Consider the following 15,100-nt stretch of genomic DNA (forward strand, 5'->3'; position numbering starts at 1 on the left):
CAGCACCAGGATTTCGAATCAGAAGAAAGTCCCGACGATCAACTGCATGTAGGTCCCGGTATCCCGCCCGCCCAACTGCGTGCCGCCATCGGCCGCGTTGCGCTCCGGCTTGTAGAACCCTACCAGCGGGCTGATCAGCAGATGGTCATTGACCATCCATTCCACATACAGGTCCAGCTCCCGCCCGCCCAGGTTGCCCTGGTCGGTGTCCAGCGTATCGAAGTCGAAGTACAGCGCCCCGACGGTCAGGTTGGCCCGTGGTTTGCCCTTCAACGCCACGTGATGTACCTGGCTGTTGCTGTTGAACGGCCCGGCATAGTTGGCTGCCACCTCACCCTGGAACCAGGTGCCATAGCCACGGCTCAAGCCATAGAACAATGGGTCGAAGTCTTCGGAAAAGCGGCTGTAGCGGTAGGTGGCGGTGGGTGACCAGGGCAGTTCGGAGAAGGTCCAGTTGCCTTCCAGGTACCAGGCGTTCTCCCGCCCGCCGGTTTTGTCCTGGGTCACGTACTCGGCGGCCAGCTCCAGGTCTTTCACCCCCAGGTTGCCACGCCCGCGCAGGCTGGTGGTGTCCATGCCGTCGCGGTGTTCCAGGCCCATGATCTGCGCGTAGCGCTGGTCCACGTCGAGGCCGCGGATCCAGCTCAGGCCCACGGTGCCGGCGTCGGCGACGTGTTCCAGGTTGGCCACCGCCAGCGAGGTGTCGGCCTGGTAGTGGTTGTCGGACTTCAGCCACATCAGGTCGCTGCGCCAGCCTTGCTTGCCGCCCAGGCGCAGCACGGCTGTGCGGTCGAAGGCCTTGCGTGCGGCCAGGTAGTAGGCACCGCCGCGGTCGAAGTTGGCGCCCAGGTCGACCTTGCCCAGGTTCACCGGATCGCCCTGGATCAGGAAACCGTCGCCCAGGGTCACCACTTGGCGGCCGCCGGAAATATCCACGCCGTCCTCCCCCAGGGCCGGGAACAGGTTGGCCGAGCGCCAGCCCAGGTACAGGTCTTCGATGGCGGTGCGGCGCTCGTCGCCCAGGGTAAGGCCGGCGGCATCGCCATCGCCCCAGGTGGCGGAGCTGAGCAGGTTGAAGGCGCCGTAAAGCGCGCCGCTGTCGGCCAGGGCCTGGCTGCCGCTGAGGCCATACTTGACGTAGCCTTCCTGCCAGGCGGTGCTGCCGGGTTTGCGGTTGCCGGCCAGGTTGAAGCTTTCGTCGCTGTGGAAGGCGCCGAACAAGGCTTCGAGGTCGGCGTTGAGGGTGGTGCCGTCGTGGTTGTACAGCTCGTAGGCCTGGGTGACTTGGGCGGCGAACAGCAGGGCCAATGTGCAGGCGAGTTTGTGCCTCATGGTGTGCTCCATGTTTTTGTTGTTGTTTTCGGGTTGCCTGTGCCGGCGTCTTCGCAGCACAAGGCTGCTCCTACAAGGACCCCACAGTATTCAGGCCTGTGGTGATCCTGTGGGAGCGGGTTTACCCGCGAAAGGGCCGGTACTGGCTGAAGATCAGAGCTTGATCAACACCGACTTCAGCTCGGTGTAGTGCTCGATGGCAGCGGCCCCCATCTCACGGCCGACCCCAGACATCTTGTAGCCGCCAAACGGCAAGGCAGGGTCGAGGGCGCTGTGGCAGTTGACCCACACCGAACCCGACTTGATGCGCGGGATCATCCGGTGCACGGCGGCCAGGTCGTTGGACCAGATGCTCGCACCCAGGCCGTAGGGGTTGTCGTTGGCCATGCCGATCACTTCGTCGATGTCATCGAACGGCATCGCCACCAGCACCGGCCCGAAGATCTCTTCCTGCACCAGGCGGTGGCGCTGGTCGACATCGACGATCACCGTCGGCTTGACGAAGTAACCCGGCCCGAAGCCTTCGCCGCCGCAGGCAATGGTCGCGCCCAGCTCGCGGCCAAGCTCGATGTAGCCGGTGACGCGGTCCTGCTGCTTGGCCGAAATCAGCGGGCCCATCTGCACCGCCGGGTCAAGGCCGCTGCCCAGCTTCATGCCGTTGGCGATGCCGGCGATGTCGGCCACCACGTTGTCGAAGTGCTTGCGGTGCACGTACAGGCGGGACCCGGCGCAGCATACCTGGCCCTGGTTGAAGAAGATCGCCGTGGCGGCGCCGGCAGCGGCTTCCTGAAGGTTGGCGTCGGGCATGACGATGGTCGGCGACTTGCCGCCGAGTTCCAGGGTGACGCGGGTCATGTTGTCCATGGCCGCCTTGCCGATCAGCTTGCCGACCTCGGTGGAGCCGGTAAAGGTCAGCTTGTCCACGCCGGGGTGGCGGCTGAGTGCGGCGCCAGCGTTCAGGCCGGTGCCGGTGACCACGTTGAACACGCCAGCCGGGTAGCCGGCTTCGTCCACCAGCTCAGCCAGCTTGAGCACGCTCAGCGGGGTTTCGTCGGCGGGCTTGAGCACTACGGTGCAACCGGTAGCCAGGGCCGGGCCGAGCTTCCAGCAAGCCAGCAGCAACGGGAAGTTCCAGGCGACGATGGCCCCGACCACGCCCACTGCCTCGCGCCGCACGAAACCATGGAACTGGTCGTTGGGCATCAACGGCATCGAGGCTTCGACGGTGCTACCCTCGATCTTGGTAGCCCAGCCGGCCATGTAGCGCAGGAAGTCGATGGCCAGTTGCACGTCCATCACCTGGGCCACGGCGGCGCTCTTGCCATTGTTCAGGCATTCCAGTTCGGCCAGCTGGCGGGCATCGCGCTCCATCAGGTCGGCCAGGCGCCACAGCAGGTTCTGCCGTTCGCGCGGGCGCAGGCGGCTCCAGGGCGAATCATCGAAGGCCTGGCGCGCGGCGCGCACGGCGCGGTCGACATCTTCGGCCTCGGCGGCGGGCACCTCACCCAGCACCTCGCCAGTGGCCGGGTTGCGGAACGACAGGGTGCGACCGCTGGCGGCGTCCTGCCAGTCGGCGCCGATGCGCATCTTCAGCTTGCGTTCGAGAAAGGCGCGGGTGGCGGGCAGGATGGGCAGTTCAGAAAGCATGGGACGGTGCCTCTTGTCATTGGATGTGACGGGCACAGGCGCAATGGGCGTGCCAAGGTCGGCAGATGGCCGCAAGCCGTTGAGCAGGTTGGTTTTTGTCCTAGGGCAAGGTTGGGATTGCAGGGTTGCGCTGTTGCACATTGAGACGGTGTGAGACGGTGGTGAAACAGTGGCATCAAGGGCCAATCGCCGGCAAGCCAGCTCCCACAGGTACAGCACAGGCCTTCAAGGCAGTGATTAACCTGTGGGAGCTGGCTTGCCGGCGATTGGCCTGCGCAGCAGGCCTTGTCTCAGGATGAAACACCCTGTCGCGAAATGGCACGCTGCAATTGGCCATACCTGCTGCTGGCCAAGGCCGGAAAACCGGTTAAAAGGTTGAAAGAAAACACTTTTACAGCACCTGGCACAGTTCCTGTATCACTACCGTCACATGCACACCTGCTGTACCAAAGCGTGCGAAAACGATAAGAACAACAACCGTGGAGGTCTGACCTTGAAGACGACTCGACTCCGGCGGCATGCGGGCAAACTGGCGCTGGTCGCCGCCGCGCTGCTGAGCACCCAGGCCATGGCGGCCGAGCAGGGCCCGAGCCTGTTGCAGAACAAGTGCATGGGGTGCCATATCCCCGAAGGCAACGACACCTACAGCCGTATCAGTCACCAGCGCAAGACGCCGGAAGGCTGGCTGATGAGCATCGCCCGCATGCAGGTGATGCACGGCCTGCAGATCAGCGACGACGACCGCCGCACCCTGGTCAAGTACCTGGCCGACAAGCAGGGCCTGGCGCCCAGCGAAACCGATGGGGTGCGTTATGCCATGGAGCGCCGGCTGAACACCGTCGAGCAGTTCGACACCCAGCTCAGCGAAACCTGTGGCCGTTGCCACTCCGGTGCCCGTGTCGCCTTGCAGCGGCGCCCGGCCAAGGAATGGGAGCATCTGGTCAACTTCCATCTCGGCCAGTGGCCGTCCCTCGAATACCAGGCCCAGGCGCGTGACCGCGACTGGCTGCCGATCGCCCTGCAGCAAGTGGTGCCTGACCTGGCCAAGCGCTACCCGCTGGAAAGCGCGGCATGGGCCGAATGGCAGAAAGCCAGGCCCAAGGCCGATGCGCTGCCGGGGCAGTGGGCATTCAGCGGCCACATGCTGGCCAAGGGCGACGTGCGCGGGGTGATGAGCGTCACGCCTGACCAGGGTGACACCTTCAAGGTCGAGGTCAAGGGTGCGTATGCCGACGGCACACCGTTCAATGGCAGCGGTTCGGCGATCCTCTACAACGGCTATGAATGGCGTGGCAACGTCAAGGTGGGCGACGCCAACCTGCGCCAGGTGTTCGCCGCGCTGGATGGCGAAATGAAGGGCCGCATGTTCGAGGCCGAGCACGACGAGCGTGGCCTGGACTTCACCGCGGTGAAGGAGGGCAAGGCGCGCCTGCTGGCGGTACAGCCGGCATTCATCAAGGCTGGTGGCGAAAGCGAGATCACCCTGGTCGGCAGCGGCCTGGCCGGCAAACCGGACCTGGGCGCTGGCGTGGAAGTGACCGAGGTGCTGGAGCAGACCCCGACCCTGGTACGGCTGAAGGCCCGCGCCGCGGCCGATGCCAAGCCTGGCCAGCGCGAAGTCGCCGTAGGGACGCTCAAGGGTGTCAACCTGGCGGTGTACGACAAGGTCGAGGAAGTGAAGGTGGTGCCGGCGTTTTCCATCGCCCGCATCGGCGAGAACGGCGCTTCGGTGCCCAAGGTGCAGGGCCGTTTCGAGGCCGAAGCCTGGGGCAAGGACGCCAATGGCCAGCCGCTGCGCATCGGCTACCTGCCGGCCAGCTGGAAGGTCGAGCCGTTCAACGAGCGTGCGGTCGAGGACGAAGACGTCAAGTTTGCCGGGAAGATGCAGGCCGATGGCGTGTTCGTGCCAGGCGGTGCCGGCCCCAACCCGGAGCGCAAGATGATGACCAACAACGCCGGCAACCTGAAGGTCATCGCCACCCTGGCCGACGGTGGCCAGACTGGTGAAGGGCACATGATCGTCACCGTACAGCGCTGGAACAACCCGCCGCTGCCGTAACGGCAGGGGCTTACGGTTTTCCAACGGATCGTTTATCGGGAGGTCGCCATGGGCGCGCTACTGAACCTGGTCGAACGCAACCTGCATGAAGTGCAGGTCGACGCCGACCGCATGCTGTTCCATATCCCCAGCAGTTCGCTGTTCACCGCCGACGCGGTGACCGGCGGCATCATCGACACCCTGCGCCAGCAAGGCTGTTCGGCCGAGGAGCTGATGCAGCGCCTTGGCCAACAGTTTGCCGGCAGCGATATCCAGGACACCCTGCGCGAGCTGATCGCGCTGGAGCTGGTCAGCGACGGCTCGCCGCTGACCCCGGAAATCGCCCTCAGGCAGGTCGAGCGCACGGCGCTGAACACTGTGGTGCTCAACGTCAACACCGGCTGCAACCTCAGCTGCACCTACTGCTACAAGGAAGACCTGGACAAACCGTCCGCGGGCAAGAAGATGAGTACTGCCACCGCCGAGGCTTCGGTGGAGATGCTGCTCAAGGAGTCGCCCGACGAGCAGCGCTACAGCGTGGTGTTCTTTGGTGGCGAGCCGCTGTCCAACCGGCCGTTGATCGAGCACATGGTCGCCTACTGCGAGCGGCGCTTCGCCGAGGCTGGCAAGCAGGTGGAGTTCATCATGACCACCAATGCCACCTTGCTCACCGAAGAGATCGTCGACTGGCTCAATGCCCACCGGTTCGGCCTGTCGGTCAGCATCGATGGCCCCAAGACCGTGCACGACCGCAACCGCATCACCGTGGGCGGGCAGGGCACCTATGACGTGGTAAGGCGCAAGGTCGACATGCTGCTGTCGCGCTACCACAGCCGCCCGGTGGGCGCGCGGGTCACGCTGACCCGTGGCATCACCGACGTCGAGACCATCTGGAACCACCTGTTCAACGAACTGGGGTTCGCTGAAGTCGGCTTTGCCCCGGTTACCTCCGGCGATATGGCCAACTTCAACCTCACCGGCGAAGAGCTGGTACAGGTGTTCGCCAACATGAAGGCGCTGGGCCGGCGTTACCTGGAGGCTGCGCTGGAGCACCGCAATATCGGCTTCTCCAACCTGCACCAGCTGATCACCGACATCCATGAAGGCCACAAGAAGGCCCTGCCGTGCGGCGCCGGGCTGAAGATGCTGGCCGTGGACCATGAGGGCGAGCTGAACCTGTGCCACCGCTTCACCGGTTCCAGCCTGCCGACCTTCGGCAATGTGCACCAGGGCGTGAAGCAGGCGCAGCTCAACGACTTCCTGTCGCAACGCCTGGACCGCAGCAACACCGGCTGCGACAGCTGCCGCATCCGCAACCTGTGCTCCGGCGGCTGCTACCACGAAAGCTATGCCCGCTATGGCGACCCGCAGCACCCGACCTACCACTATTGCGAACTGATGCGCGACTGGGTCGACTTCGGCATCGAGGTCTACAGCCGCATCATGGCCGCCAACCCGGCCTTCATCGATCGCTACATCACCCCGCGGAAGGCGCACTGACATGAAACACTTGAAGCCCCTGAACAACAAGGCGCGCATCCTCGAGCAGGCCGCCGCCGAAGACCGTGTCGAAGAAGTCATGGCCATGAGCGCAGTGGCGGGCTGCACCGCCACCACCGACCCGGGCTGGGAAGTGGACGCCTTTGGTGGCGTGAGCTCGCTGTGCCAGCCAATGGAGGCCGACCTGTATGGCTGTTCCGACCCTTGCTGGTGGCCGGCCCAGGTGCCGGACATGATGAGCACCTACCAGGACTGGAACGCCCAGGCGAGCAACTCGGCGGAAGACTGGCGCAACCTCGGCACCGTGTTCCCGAAAGACAAGTGACCGGCCCAACAAGAATGACAAGGGGAAACCGCATGAAAGCTGGACGCTGCGCGTCACTCGCGCTCACCATCGCCGCCGCGGCCTGTGCCGGGCTGGTACAGGCCGCCGACACCGGGCCGGCGCTGAAGGCTGGTCACGAATACATGATCGTGACCAACTACCCGAACAACCTGCACGTGGTCGATGTGGCCAGTGACACGGTGTACAAGAGCTGCGTGATGCCCGACAAGTTCGGCCCCGGCACCGCGATGATGGCGCCGGACAACCGCACCGCCTACGTGCTCAACAACCACTACGGCGACATCTACGGCATCGACCTGGACACCTGCAAGAACACCTTCCACGCCAACCTGTCCAGTGTGCCGGGTGAGGTGGGCCGGTCGATGTACTCGTTCGCCATCAGCCCGGACGGCAAGGAAGTGTACGCCACGGTCAACCCGACCCAGCGCCTGAACGACCACTACGTGGTCAAGCCGCCGCGGCTGGAAGTGTTCAGCACCGCCGATGGCCTGGAGGCCAAGCCGGTGCGCACTTTCCCGATGCCGCGCCAGGTGTACCTGATGCGTGCGGCGGACGATGGCAGCCTGTACGTCGCCGGGCCGGACATCTACAAGATGGACGTGAAGACCGGCAAGTACACGGTGGCCTTGCCGCTGCGCAACTGGAACCGCAAAGGCTACAGCGCCCCGGACGTGCTGTACTTCTGGCCGCACCAGAGCCCGCGCCACGAGTTCTCGATGCTGTACACCATTGCCAGGTTCAAGGATGACAAGCAGGACCCGGCCACCGCCGATCTGCTGTATGGCTACCTGAGCGTCGACCTGAAGACCGGCAAGACCCACACCCAGGAATTTGCCGACCTGACCGAGCTGTACTTCACCGGGCTGCGTTCGCCAAAAGACCCGAACCAGATCTACGGCGTGCTCAACCGCCTGGCCAAGTACGACCTCAAACAGCGCAAGCTGATCAAGGCGGCGAATCTGGACCACACTTACTACTGCGTGACCTTCGACAAGAAGGGCGACAAGTTGTACCTGGGCGGCACCTTCAACGACCTGGCGGTGTTCAACCCGGATACGCTGGAGAAAGTGAAGAACATCAAGTTGCCGGGTGGGGACATGTCCACCACCACGCCGCAGGTGTTCATCCGTTAAACCGGTGCTGGCTTCTTCGCGGGCTTGCCCGCTCCCACAGGGGCTGCACAGGCCTGGAAACCTGTGTGGTACCTGTGGGAGCGGGCAAGCCCGCGAAGAGGCCGGTACAGACAATACAAGAACAACAAGAGACCGCCATGCCCCAGCCAAGCTACTCCCAGGGCAACCAGGACAAACCCCTGCTTACCCAGTGCATCGGCGACGCCTTCGATACCACCGTCGCCCGCTTCCCCGACCGTGACGCCCTGGTCGTCCGCCACCAGGCCCTGCGCTACACCTGGCAGCAACTGGCCGAAGCCGTCGACCGGCACGCCCGTGCGCTGATGGCCTTGGGCGTGCAGCCCGGTGACCGCCTTGGCATCTGGGCACCCAACTGCGCAGAGTGGTGCATCAACCAGTTCGCCAGCGCCAAGGTCGGTGCGATCCTGGTCAACATCAACCCGGCCTACCGCTCCAGCGAACTGGACTACGCCCTCGGCCAGTCCGGCTGCCGCTGGGTGATCTGCGCCGACGCGTTCAAGACTTCCGACTACCACGCCATGCTGCTGGGCCTGGTCCCGGGCCTGGCCGGCGGCCAGCCGGGCGGCCTGATCTGCGAACGCTTCCCCGAGTTGCGCGGTGTGGTCAGCCTGGCCGTCGCGCCACCGCCGGGCTTTCTCGCCTGGCACGACCTGCAGGCCCGTGCCGCGGCCGTCAGCCGCGAAGCCCTTGCCGAGCGCCAGGCACAGCTGCGCTGCGACGACCCGATCAATATCCAGTACACCTCGGGCACCACCGGTTTCCCGAAAGGCGCCACCCTCAGCCACAGCAACATCCTCAACAACGGCTACATGGTCGGTGAAGGCCTGGGCCTGACCGAGCATGACCGGCTGGTGGTGCCGGTGCCGCTGTACCACTGCTTTGGCATGGTCATGGCCAACCTCGGCTGCATGACCCACGGCAGCACCCTGATCTACCCCAGCGACGCCTTCGACCCGTTGGCTACCCTGCGTGCGGTGGCGGAAGAAAAGGCCACTGCGTTGTACGGTGTGCCGACCATGTTCATCGCCGAACTGGACCACCCCCAGCGTGGCGAGTTCGACCTGTCGAGCCTGCGTACCGGGATCATGGCCGGTGCCACCTGCCCGATCGAAGTGATGCGCCGGGTTATCGGCGAGATGCACATGGCCGAGGTGCAGATTGCCTACGGCATGACCGAAACCAGCCCGGTGTCGCTGCAGACCGGCGCCAGCGACGACCTGGAGCGCCGCGTGACCAGCGTCGGGCGCACCCAGCCGCGGTTGGAGAACAAGGTGATCGATGCCGATGGCAACACCCTGCCGCGTGGCGAGATCGGCGAGCTGTGCACCCGGGGTTACAGCGTGATGCTGGGCTACTGGAACAACCCCAAGGCCACGGCCGAAAGCATCGACGAGGAAGGCTGGATGCATACCGGCGACCTGGCGGTGATGGACGAGCAGGGCTATGTGCGTATTGTCGGGCGCAGCAAGGACATGATCATTCGCGGCGGCGAGAACATCTACCCGCGTGAACTGGAAGAGTTCTTCTTCACCCACCCGGCGGTGGCCGATGTGCAGGTGATTGGCGTGCCGTGCAGCAAATACGGTGAAGAGATCGTGGCCTGGGTGCGGCTGCACCCGGGGCATACGGCCAGTGCGGAGGAACTGCGCGATTGGGCGAAGGCGCGGATAGCGCACTTCAAGGTGCCGCGGTATTTCCGCTTTGTCGATGAGTTCCCGATGACGGTGACCGGCAAGGTGCAGAAGTTCCGCATGCGCGAGATCAGTGTCGAGGAGCTGTCTGCCGGTTGATGTGTTGCCAGTACTGGCCTCTTCGCGGGTAAACCCGCTCCCACAGGTACTGCACAGGCTTCAAGGGCAGTGGAGAACCTGTGGGAGCGGGTTTACCCGCGAAGAGGCCAGTGCAGGCAGCGGATGACCTCAACCTTGCAACAGTTCCGGGCTGTTGAAGTTGCTCAACCTGCGATCATCATCGGCACATTCCAGCCCCTGCACCGCTTCACGCAGCAAGGCCTTCTGCAAACTCCGCTCGCCCGCCGCCCAGGCCTGCTCCAGCACTGGCAACACCCTGCGTGGCAGCACGCTGAACATCGGCTGCCAGTACCCACCCTGGCGCACCATCGCCGCACTGTCACTGCTCACCGCCAGCCGCAGCAAGTCTTCGATCAACCCCCGGTCAACCAGCGGCGCATCACAGGCCAGCAGCACCACCCATTCATGCCGCGCCACCTTTAGCCCGGCAATCACCCCCGCCAACGGCCCGGGGTAGTCCGCCTCGGCATCGCCCACCAACTGGTCGGCATACGCCCGGTAGGCCTGCTGGTTACGGTTGCAGGAAATCACCAGGTCATCGCTGAGCGGCCGTACCACGCGCTGCACATGCGCCACCAGCGGTTTGCCCTGCCAGTCGACCAGGCCCTTGTCACGGCCGCCCATGCGCTGGCCGCGGCCACCGGCGAGAATGAGGATGGAGCAGGGGGGAAGGGCATCAGGCATGAAAAAGGGTTCCGGGCAGTCAATGCCGGGAACCCTCCCATTTCACGCGGGGCTTGTCCAGTCAGCTGTCGCTGGTCACGGCCTGCGTGTCGGCACCCGCCTGGCGTCGCCCGGCAAGGCGCATCACCACCACGAAGAACACCGGCACGAACACCACCGCCAGGGTGGCGCTGAGCATGCCGCCGATCACGCCGGTGCCGATCGCCTGCTGGCTGGCCGAACTGGCGCCGCTGGCAATGGCCAGTGGTACCACGCCGAGGATGAACGCCAGCGAGGTCATCACGATCGGCCGCAGGCGCAGGCGCGCGGCCTGCACGGCGGCGTCGACGGCATCCACGCCCTGGTCGACCAGGCTCTTGGCGAACTCGATGATCAGGATGGCGTTCTTCGCCGACAGGCCGATCAGGGTGATAAGGCCGACTTTGAAGAACACGTCGTTGGGCATGCCGCGCAGGGTCACCGCCAGCACCGCACCGAGCACGCCCAGCGGTACTACCAGCAGAACTGCGGTGGGGATCGACCAGCTTTCGTACAACGCTGCCAGGCACAGGAACACCACCAGCAACGACAGCGCCATCAGCATCGGTGCCTGGCTGCCGGACAGCCGCTCCTGCAGCGACAGACCAGTCCATTCCAGGCCGGCACCGGCCGGCAACTGGGCTACCAGGCGCTCGATCTCGGCCATGGCTTCGCCCGAACTGTAGCCAGCCGCCGGTTCGCCGGAAATCGACACCGCCGGGTAGCCGTTGTAGCGGGTCAACTGCACCGGGCCGCTGACCCACCTGGCCTGGACGAAGGCGCCCAGTGGCACCATCTTGCCGCTGTCGTTGCGCACGTGGATCTTCAGCAGGTCTTCGACCTGGCTGCGCTGGTCGCCTTCGGCCTGCACCACCACCCGCTGCATGCGCCCCTGGTTGGGGAAGTCGTTGACGTAGCTGGAACCCACGGCCACGTCCAGCACCGAGCCGATATCGGCAAACGATACGCCCAGGGCATTGGCCTGGCGGCGGTCGATTTCCAGCTGCACCTGCGGGCTTTCCGCCAGCGAGGCTTCGCGCACGTTGGTCAGCACCTTGCTCCTGGTGGCATTGGCCAGCAGCTCGTCGCGGGCGGCCATCAGCTCGGCGTGGCCCATGCCGCCGCGGTCCTGCAGGCGGAACTCGAAGCCGGTCGACTCGCCAAGGCCGTCGATCGGCGGCGGTAGCACGGCATAGGCCACGGCGTCCTTGAGCTGGGTGAAGGCCATGGTCGCGCGGTCGGCGATCGACTGGGCGCTGTCATCGGCGCCGCGTTCGGACCAGTCCTTGAGGGTGGTGAAGGCCAGTGCCGCGTTCTGGCCGCTACCCGAGAAACTGAAACCCAGGATCAAGGTGGTGTTACCCACGCCCGGCTCTTCGGCATTGTGCGACTCGATCTGCGCCGCCACCTGCTCGGTGCGCATGCGGCTGGCGCCTGGCGGCAGCTGGATATCGGTGATGGTGTAGCCCTGATCTTCGGTGGGCAGGAACGCCGTGGGCAGCTGGCTGAAGCCATAGCCCAGCACCGCCAGCAGCAGCACGTATACCAGCAGGTACCGGCCGCTGCGCTCGAGCGCCTTCATCACCCAGCGCTGGTAGCCGTTGCTCATGCCCTCGAAGCGCCGGTTGAACCAGCCGAAGAAGCCCTTGCGTTCGTGGTGTTCGCCCTTGGCCACCGGCTTGAGCAGGGTGGCACACAGCGCCGGGGTCAGGCTGAGGGCCAGGAACGCCGAGAACAGGATCGACACGGCCATCGACAGCGAGAACTGCTGGTAGATCACCCCCACGGAGCCTTGCATGAAGGCCATGGGCAGGAACACCGCCACCAGCACCAGGGTAATGCCGACGATCGCGCCGCTGATCTGGCCCATGGCCTTGCGCGTGGCCTCTTTGGGCGGCAGGCCTTCCTCGGCCATGATCCGCTCGACGTTTTCCACCACCACGATGGCATCGTCGACCAGGATGCCGATGGCCAGCACCATGCCGAACAGGGTCAGCACGTTGACCGAGAAGCCCATGGCCAGCATCACGGCGAAGGTGCCCATCAGGGCCACCGGCACCACCAGTGTCGGGATCAGGGTGTAGCGCAGGTTCTGCAGGAACAGGAACATCACCGCGAACACCAGCAGCATGGCTTCGAACAGCGTGTTGATGACCTGTTCGATCGACACTTTGACGAATGGCGAGGTGTCGTAGGGGATGTCGTACTTGACGCCTTCGGGGAAGTAGCGTGCCAGGTCCTGCATCTTCGCCCGCACCAGGGTGGCGGTTTCCATGGCGTTGGCGCCCGGCGACAGCTGCACGCTGAAGGCAGTGGCCGGCTTGCCGTTCAGGCGCGTGCCGTACTGGTATTCCTGGGCACCGATCTCGACCCGTGCGATATCGCCGATGGTCACCGTGGAACCGTCCGGGTTGGCACGCAGGACAATCCCGGCGAACTCCTCGGGGGTGCTCAGCTGGCCCTTGACCACCACGTTGGCGGTGATTTCCTGGGTGCCACGGGAGGGCAGGTCACCAATGCTGCCGGGGGCCACCTGGGCGTTCTGCGCGGCGATGGCCTCGGCCACGTCGTTGGGCGTGAGGTTGAAACCGATCAGCTTGCGCGGGTCGATCCAGATGCGCATGGCACGCTCCGAACCGTACAGTTGGGCCTTGCCGACGCCCTTGAGGCGGCGGATTTCGTCCATCACGTTGCGCGCCAGGATATCCGACAGGGCGGTTTCGTCGAGCTTGCCGTCTTCGGAGGTGAGGGTGGCCAGCAGCAGGAAGCCGGTGGAGACCTTTTCCACCTGCAGGCCTTGCTGGGTCACCGGGCGCGGCAGCCGCGACTCGACCACTTTCAGGCGGTTCTGCACGTCGACCTGGGCCAGATCCGGGTTGGTACCCGGGGCGAAGGTGGCAGTGATGGTCGCGCTGCCCAGGCTGCTCTGCGACTCGAAGTACAACAGGTTATCGGCGCCGTTGAGTTCCTGCTCGATCAGGCTGACCACGCTCTCGTCCATGGTCGCCGCCGATGCGCCCGGGTACACGGCGTAGATTTCCACCTGCGGCGGGGCCACGTTGGGGTACTGGGCCACCGGCAACTGCGGGATGGCCAGGGCACCGGCCAGCAGGATGAACAGGGCGACCACCCAGGCGAATACCGGGCGGTCGATGAAGAATTGCGGCATGAATCAGGCCCTCACTGGCCAGTGTGCTGTGCGATGGGCGATGCCCCTGGTGCGTTGTCGACCTGCACCTGGTCACCGGCCTTGACGTGTTGCAGGCCTTCGACCACCACCCGTTCGCCGGGGGCCAGGCCTTCGCTGACGATCCAGCGGTCGCCCTGGGCGCTGCCCAGTACTACCTGGCGGTCGCTGACCCGGGCCTGCGGGTCGACCACCAGCACCTTGGGCACGCCAGCGCTGTCGCGCAGGATGGCGCGCTGCGGCACGCTCAGGCCCTTGGGCTGCACGGCTTGCTCCAGGCGCACGCGCACGTAGCTGCCGGGCAGCAGGTCGAGGTCCGGGTTGGGGAACTCGCTGCGCAGGGTGATCTGGTTGGTGCTGGGGTCGACGCTGATGTCTGAGAACAGCAGTTTGCCCGGCAGCGGGTAGGTGCTGCCATCGTCCTGGATCAGCGTGGCCCGGGCCTGACCGTCGCCGACCCGCTGCAGCTCGCCGGCGCGCAGGGCGCGGCGCAGGGCGTTGAGCTCGCGGGTCGACTGGGTGACATCGGCGTGGATCGGGTCCAGCTGCTGGATGGTCGCCATTGGCGTGGTCTCGTTCTGCCCGACCAGCGCACCTTCGGTGACCTGGGCGCGGCCGATACGGCCGGAAATCGGCGCGGTCACGGTGGCGTAGCCGAGGTTGAGGCGGGCGCGCTCCAGCGCAGCCCTGGCCTCGGCCACTTCGGCATCGGCCTGCAGGTAGCTGGCCTTGGCGTTGTCGTATTCCTGGCGGCTGACGGCCTTGTCGTCGACCAGCTCGCGATAGCGCTGCTCCTGCAGGCGAGCCTGGTACAGGGTGGCTTCGGCCTTGGCCAGGGTGGCGCGGGCGCTGTCGTGGTCGGCCTTGAACGGCGCCGGGTCGATCAGGAACAGCACATCGCCCTGCTTGACGTCGCTGCCTTCGCGGTACACCCGCTTGAGCACCACGCCCGCGACCCGCGCGCGCACTTCGGCGGTGCGTGGTGCGAGGATGCGGCCGCTGAGTTCACTGCTGATGGCCAGTGGTTGCAGTTGCAGGGTTTCCACCCGCACTTGCGGGGTGGGGGCCTGTTCTTCCTGTTCGGCGCTGTCGTCGCAGCCGGCCAGGGACAGGCTCAGAAACGCCAGAAGCGCCAATGGGCGCAAGCGTGGGGGTAGGGTAGTAGACATACGGATCTTCCGATGATGACCGCCTGTATGCTACGGCAGGCGTTCCTTGGGTGGCTGTTAATACCTGTAGGACGAGTGTGAAAAAGTGTGAAGAAGAATCCTGTCTGCCTGTAGTGTTCTATATCCTGAGTATTCCTGTGCCGGCCTCTTCGCGGGCTTGCCCGCTCCCACAGGGACTGCACAGCTTTCAAGTGCTGTTGGGTCCCTGTGGGAG

General features: G+C 65.2%; 10 protein-coding genes. 5 read left to right on the top strand and 5 right to left on the bottom strand.

The window, feature by feature from the left end:
• Positions 1 to 18: 18 nt before the first annotated feature.
• Together IRZ77_RS17980 and IRZ77_RS17985 are read right to left on the bottom strand one after the other, a co-directional pair.
• Entirely contained in the window at positions 19 to 1,332 is a 1,314-nt protein-coding gene (locus IRZ77_RS17980; RefSeq protein WP_196174046.1) for an alginate export family protein, read from the bottom strand.
• Between the two features lie 153 nt (positions 1,333 to 1,485).
• Positions 1,486 to 2,979, bottom strand: coding sequence for an aldehyde dehydrogenase family protein (locus tag IRZ77_RS17985; RefSeq protein WP_046614337.1), 1,494 nt, complete (start codon positions 2,977 to 2,979; stop codon positions 1,486 to 1,488).
• A 493-nt stretch (positions 2,980 to 3,472) separates the two neighbouring features.
• Between IRZ77_RS17985 and peaA the strand changes: the two genes are divergently transcribed.
• The 5 genes from peaA to IRZ77_RS18010 all read left to right on the top strand — a co-directional run bounded on the left by peaA (position 3,473) and on the right by IRZ77_RS18010 (position 9,807).
• The gene (gene peaA / locus IRZ77_RS17990; RefSeq protein WP_135002932.1) at positions 3,473 to 5,038 is read left to right on the top strand and encodes a quinohemoprotein amine dehydrogenase subunit alpha; all 1,566 of its coding nucleotides are present in this window, start codon (positions 3,473 to 3,475) and stop codon (positions 5,036 to 5,038) included.
• Positions 5,039 to 5,086: 48 nt separating this feature from the next.
• On the top strand, positions 5,087 to 6,517 hold the full coding sequence (gene peaB / locus IRZ77_RS17995; protein WP_135002933.1) for a quinohemoprotein amine dehydrogenase maturation protein: 1,431 nt from the start codon (positions 5,087 to 5,089) through the stop codon (positions 6,515 to 6,517).
• Between the two features lies 1 nt (position 6,518).
• Positions 6,519 to 6,842 carry a quinohemoprotein amine dehydrogenase subunit gamma gene (qhpC, locus tag IRZ77_RS18000; RefSeq protein ID WP_004375838.1) on the top strand — a complete coding sequence of 108 codons (324 nt, stop codon included), beginning with the start codon at positions 6,519 to 6,521 and terminating at the stop codon, positions 6,840 to 6,842.
• Positions 6,843 to 6,874: 32 nt separating this feature from the next.
• Positions 6,875 to 7,996, top strand: a complete 1,122-nt coding sequence (gene peaD, locus IRZ77_RS18005) for a quinohemoprotein amine dehydrogenase subunit beta (protein WP_196174047.1) — start codon at positions 6,875 to 6,877, stop codon at positions 7,994 to 7,996.
• 137 nt (positions 7,997 to 8,133) lie between these two features.
• The gene (locus IRZ77_RS18010) at positions 8,134 to 9,807 is read left to right on the top strand and encodes a fatty acid CoA ligase family protein (protein ID WP_196174048.1); all 1,674 of its coding nucleotides are present in this window, start codon (positions 8,134 to 8,136) and stop codon (positions 9,805 to 9,807) included.
• A 129-nt stretch (positions 9,808 to 9,936) separates the two neighbouring features.
• On the opposite strand, the gene mobA is transcribed toward IRZ77_RS18010, so the two are convergent.
• The 3 genes from mobA to IRZ77_RS18025 form a co-directional block, all read right to left on the bottom strand.
• A complete protein-coding gene (gene mobA / locus IRZ77_RS18015) occupies positions 9,937 to 10,512 on the bottom strand; it encodes a molybdenum cofactor guanylyltransferase MobA (RefSeq protein WP_046614333.1) in 576 nt (191 codons plus the stop codon).
• 61 nt (positions 10,513 to 10,573) lie between these two features.
• Positions 10,574 to 13,699 carry an efflux RND transporter permease subunit gene (locus IRZ77_RS18020; RefSeq protein ID WP_196174049.1) on the bottom strand — a complete coding sequence of 1,042 codons (3,126 nt, stop codon included), beginning with the start codon at positions 13,697 to 13,699 and terminating at the stop codon, positions 10,574 to 10,576.
• An 11-nt stretch (positions 13,700 to 13,710) separates the two neighbouring features.
• On the bottom strand, positions 13,711 to 14,886 hold the full coding sequence (locus IRZ77_RS18025; protein ID WP_196174050.1) for an efflux RND transporter periplasmic adaptor subunit: 1,176 nt from the start codon (positions 14,884 to 14,886) through the stop codon (positions 13,711 to 13,713).
• Positions 14,887 to 15,100 lie beyond the last annotated feature (214 nt).

The sequence above is a fragment of the Pseudomonas pudica genome, from assembly GCF_015680405.1.
In the GTDB taxonomy this organism is placed as follows: domain Bacteria; phylum Pseudomonadota; class Gammaproteobacteria; order Pseudomonadales; family Pseudomonadaceae; genus Aquipseudomonas; species Aquipseudomonas pudica.

Coding starts and splice junctions, on each gene's coding strand:
- mobA (WP_046614333.1), bottom strand. CDS start 10,512: ATGCCTGATGCCCTTCCCCCCTGCTCCATCCTCATTCTCGCCGGTGGC.
- IRZ77_RS17980 (WP_196174046.1), bottom strand. CDS start 1,332: ATGAGGCACAAACTCGCCTGCACATTGGCCCTGCTGTTCGCCGCCCAA.
- peaB (WP_135002933.1), top strand. CDS start 5,087: ATGGGCGCGCTACTGAACCTGGTCGAACGCAACCTGCATGAAGTGCAG.
- IRZ77_RS18020 (WP_196174049.1), bottom strand. CDS start 13,699: ATGCCGCAATTCTTCATCGACCGCCCGGTATTCGCCTGGGTGGTCGCC.
- peaD (WP_196174047.1), top strand. CDS start 6,875: ATGAAAGCTGGACGCTGCGCGTCACTCGCGCTCACCATCGCCGCCGCG.
- qhpC (WP_004375838.1), top strand. CDS start 6,519: ATGAAACACTTGAAGCCCCTGAACAACAAGGCGCGCATCCTCGAGCAG.
- IRZ77_RS17985 (WP_046614337.1), bottom strand. CDS start 2,979: ATGCTTTCTGAACTGCCCATCCTGCCCGCCACCCGCGCCTTTCTCGAA.
- IRZ77_RS18025 (WP_196174050.1), bottom strand. CDS start 14,886: ATGTCTACTACCCTACCCCCACGCTTGCGCCCATTGGCGCTTCTGGCG.
- IRZ77_RS18010 (WP_196174048.1), top strand. CDS start 8,134: ATGCCCCAGCCAAGCTACTCCCAGGGCAACCAGGACAAACCCCTGCTT.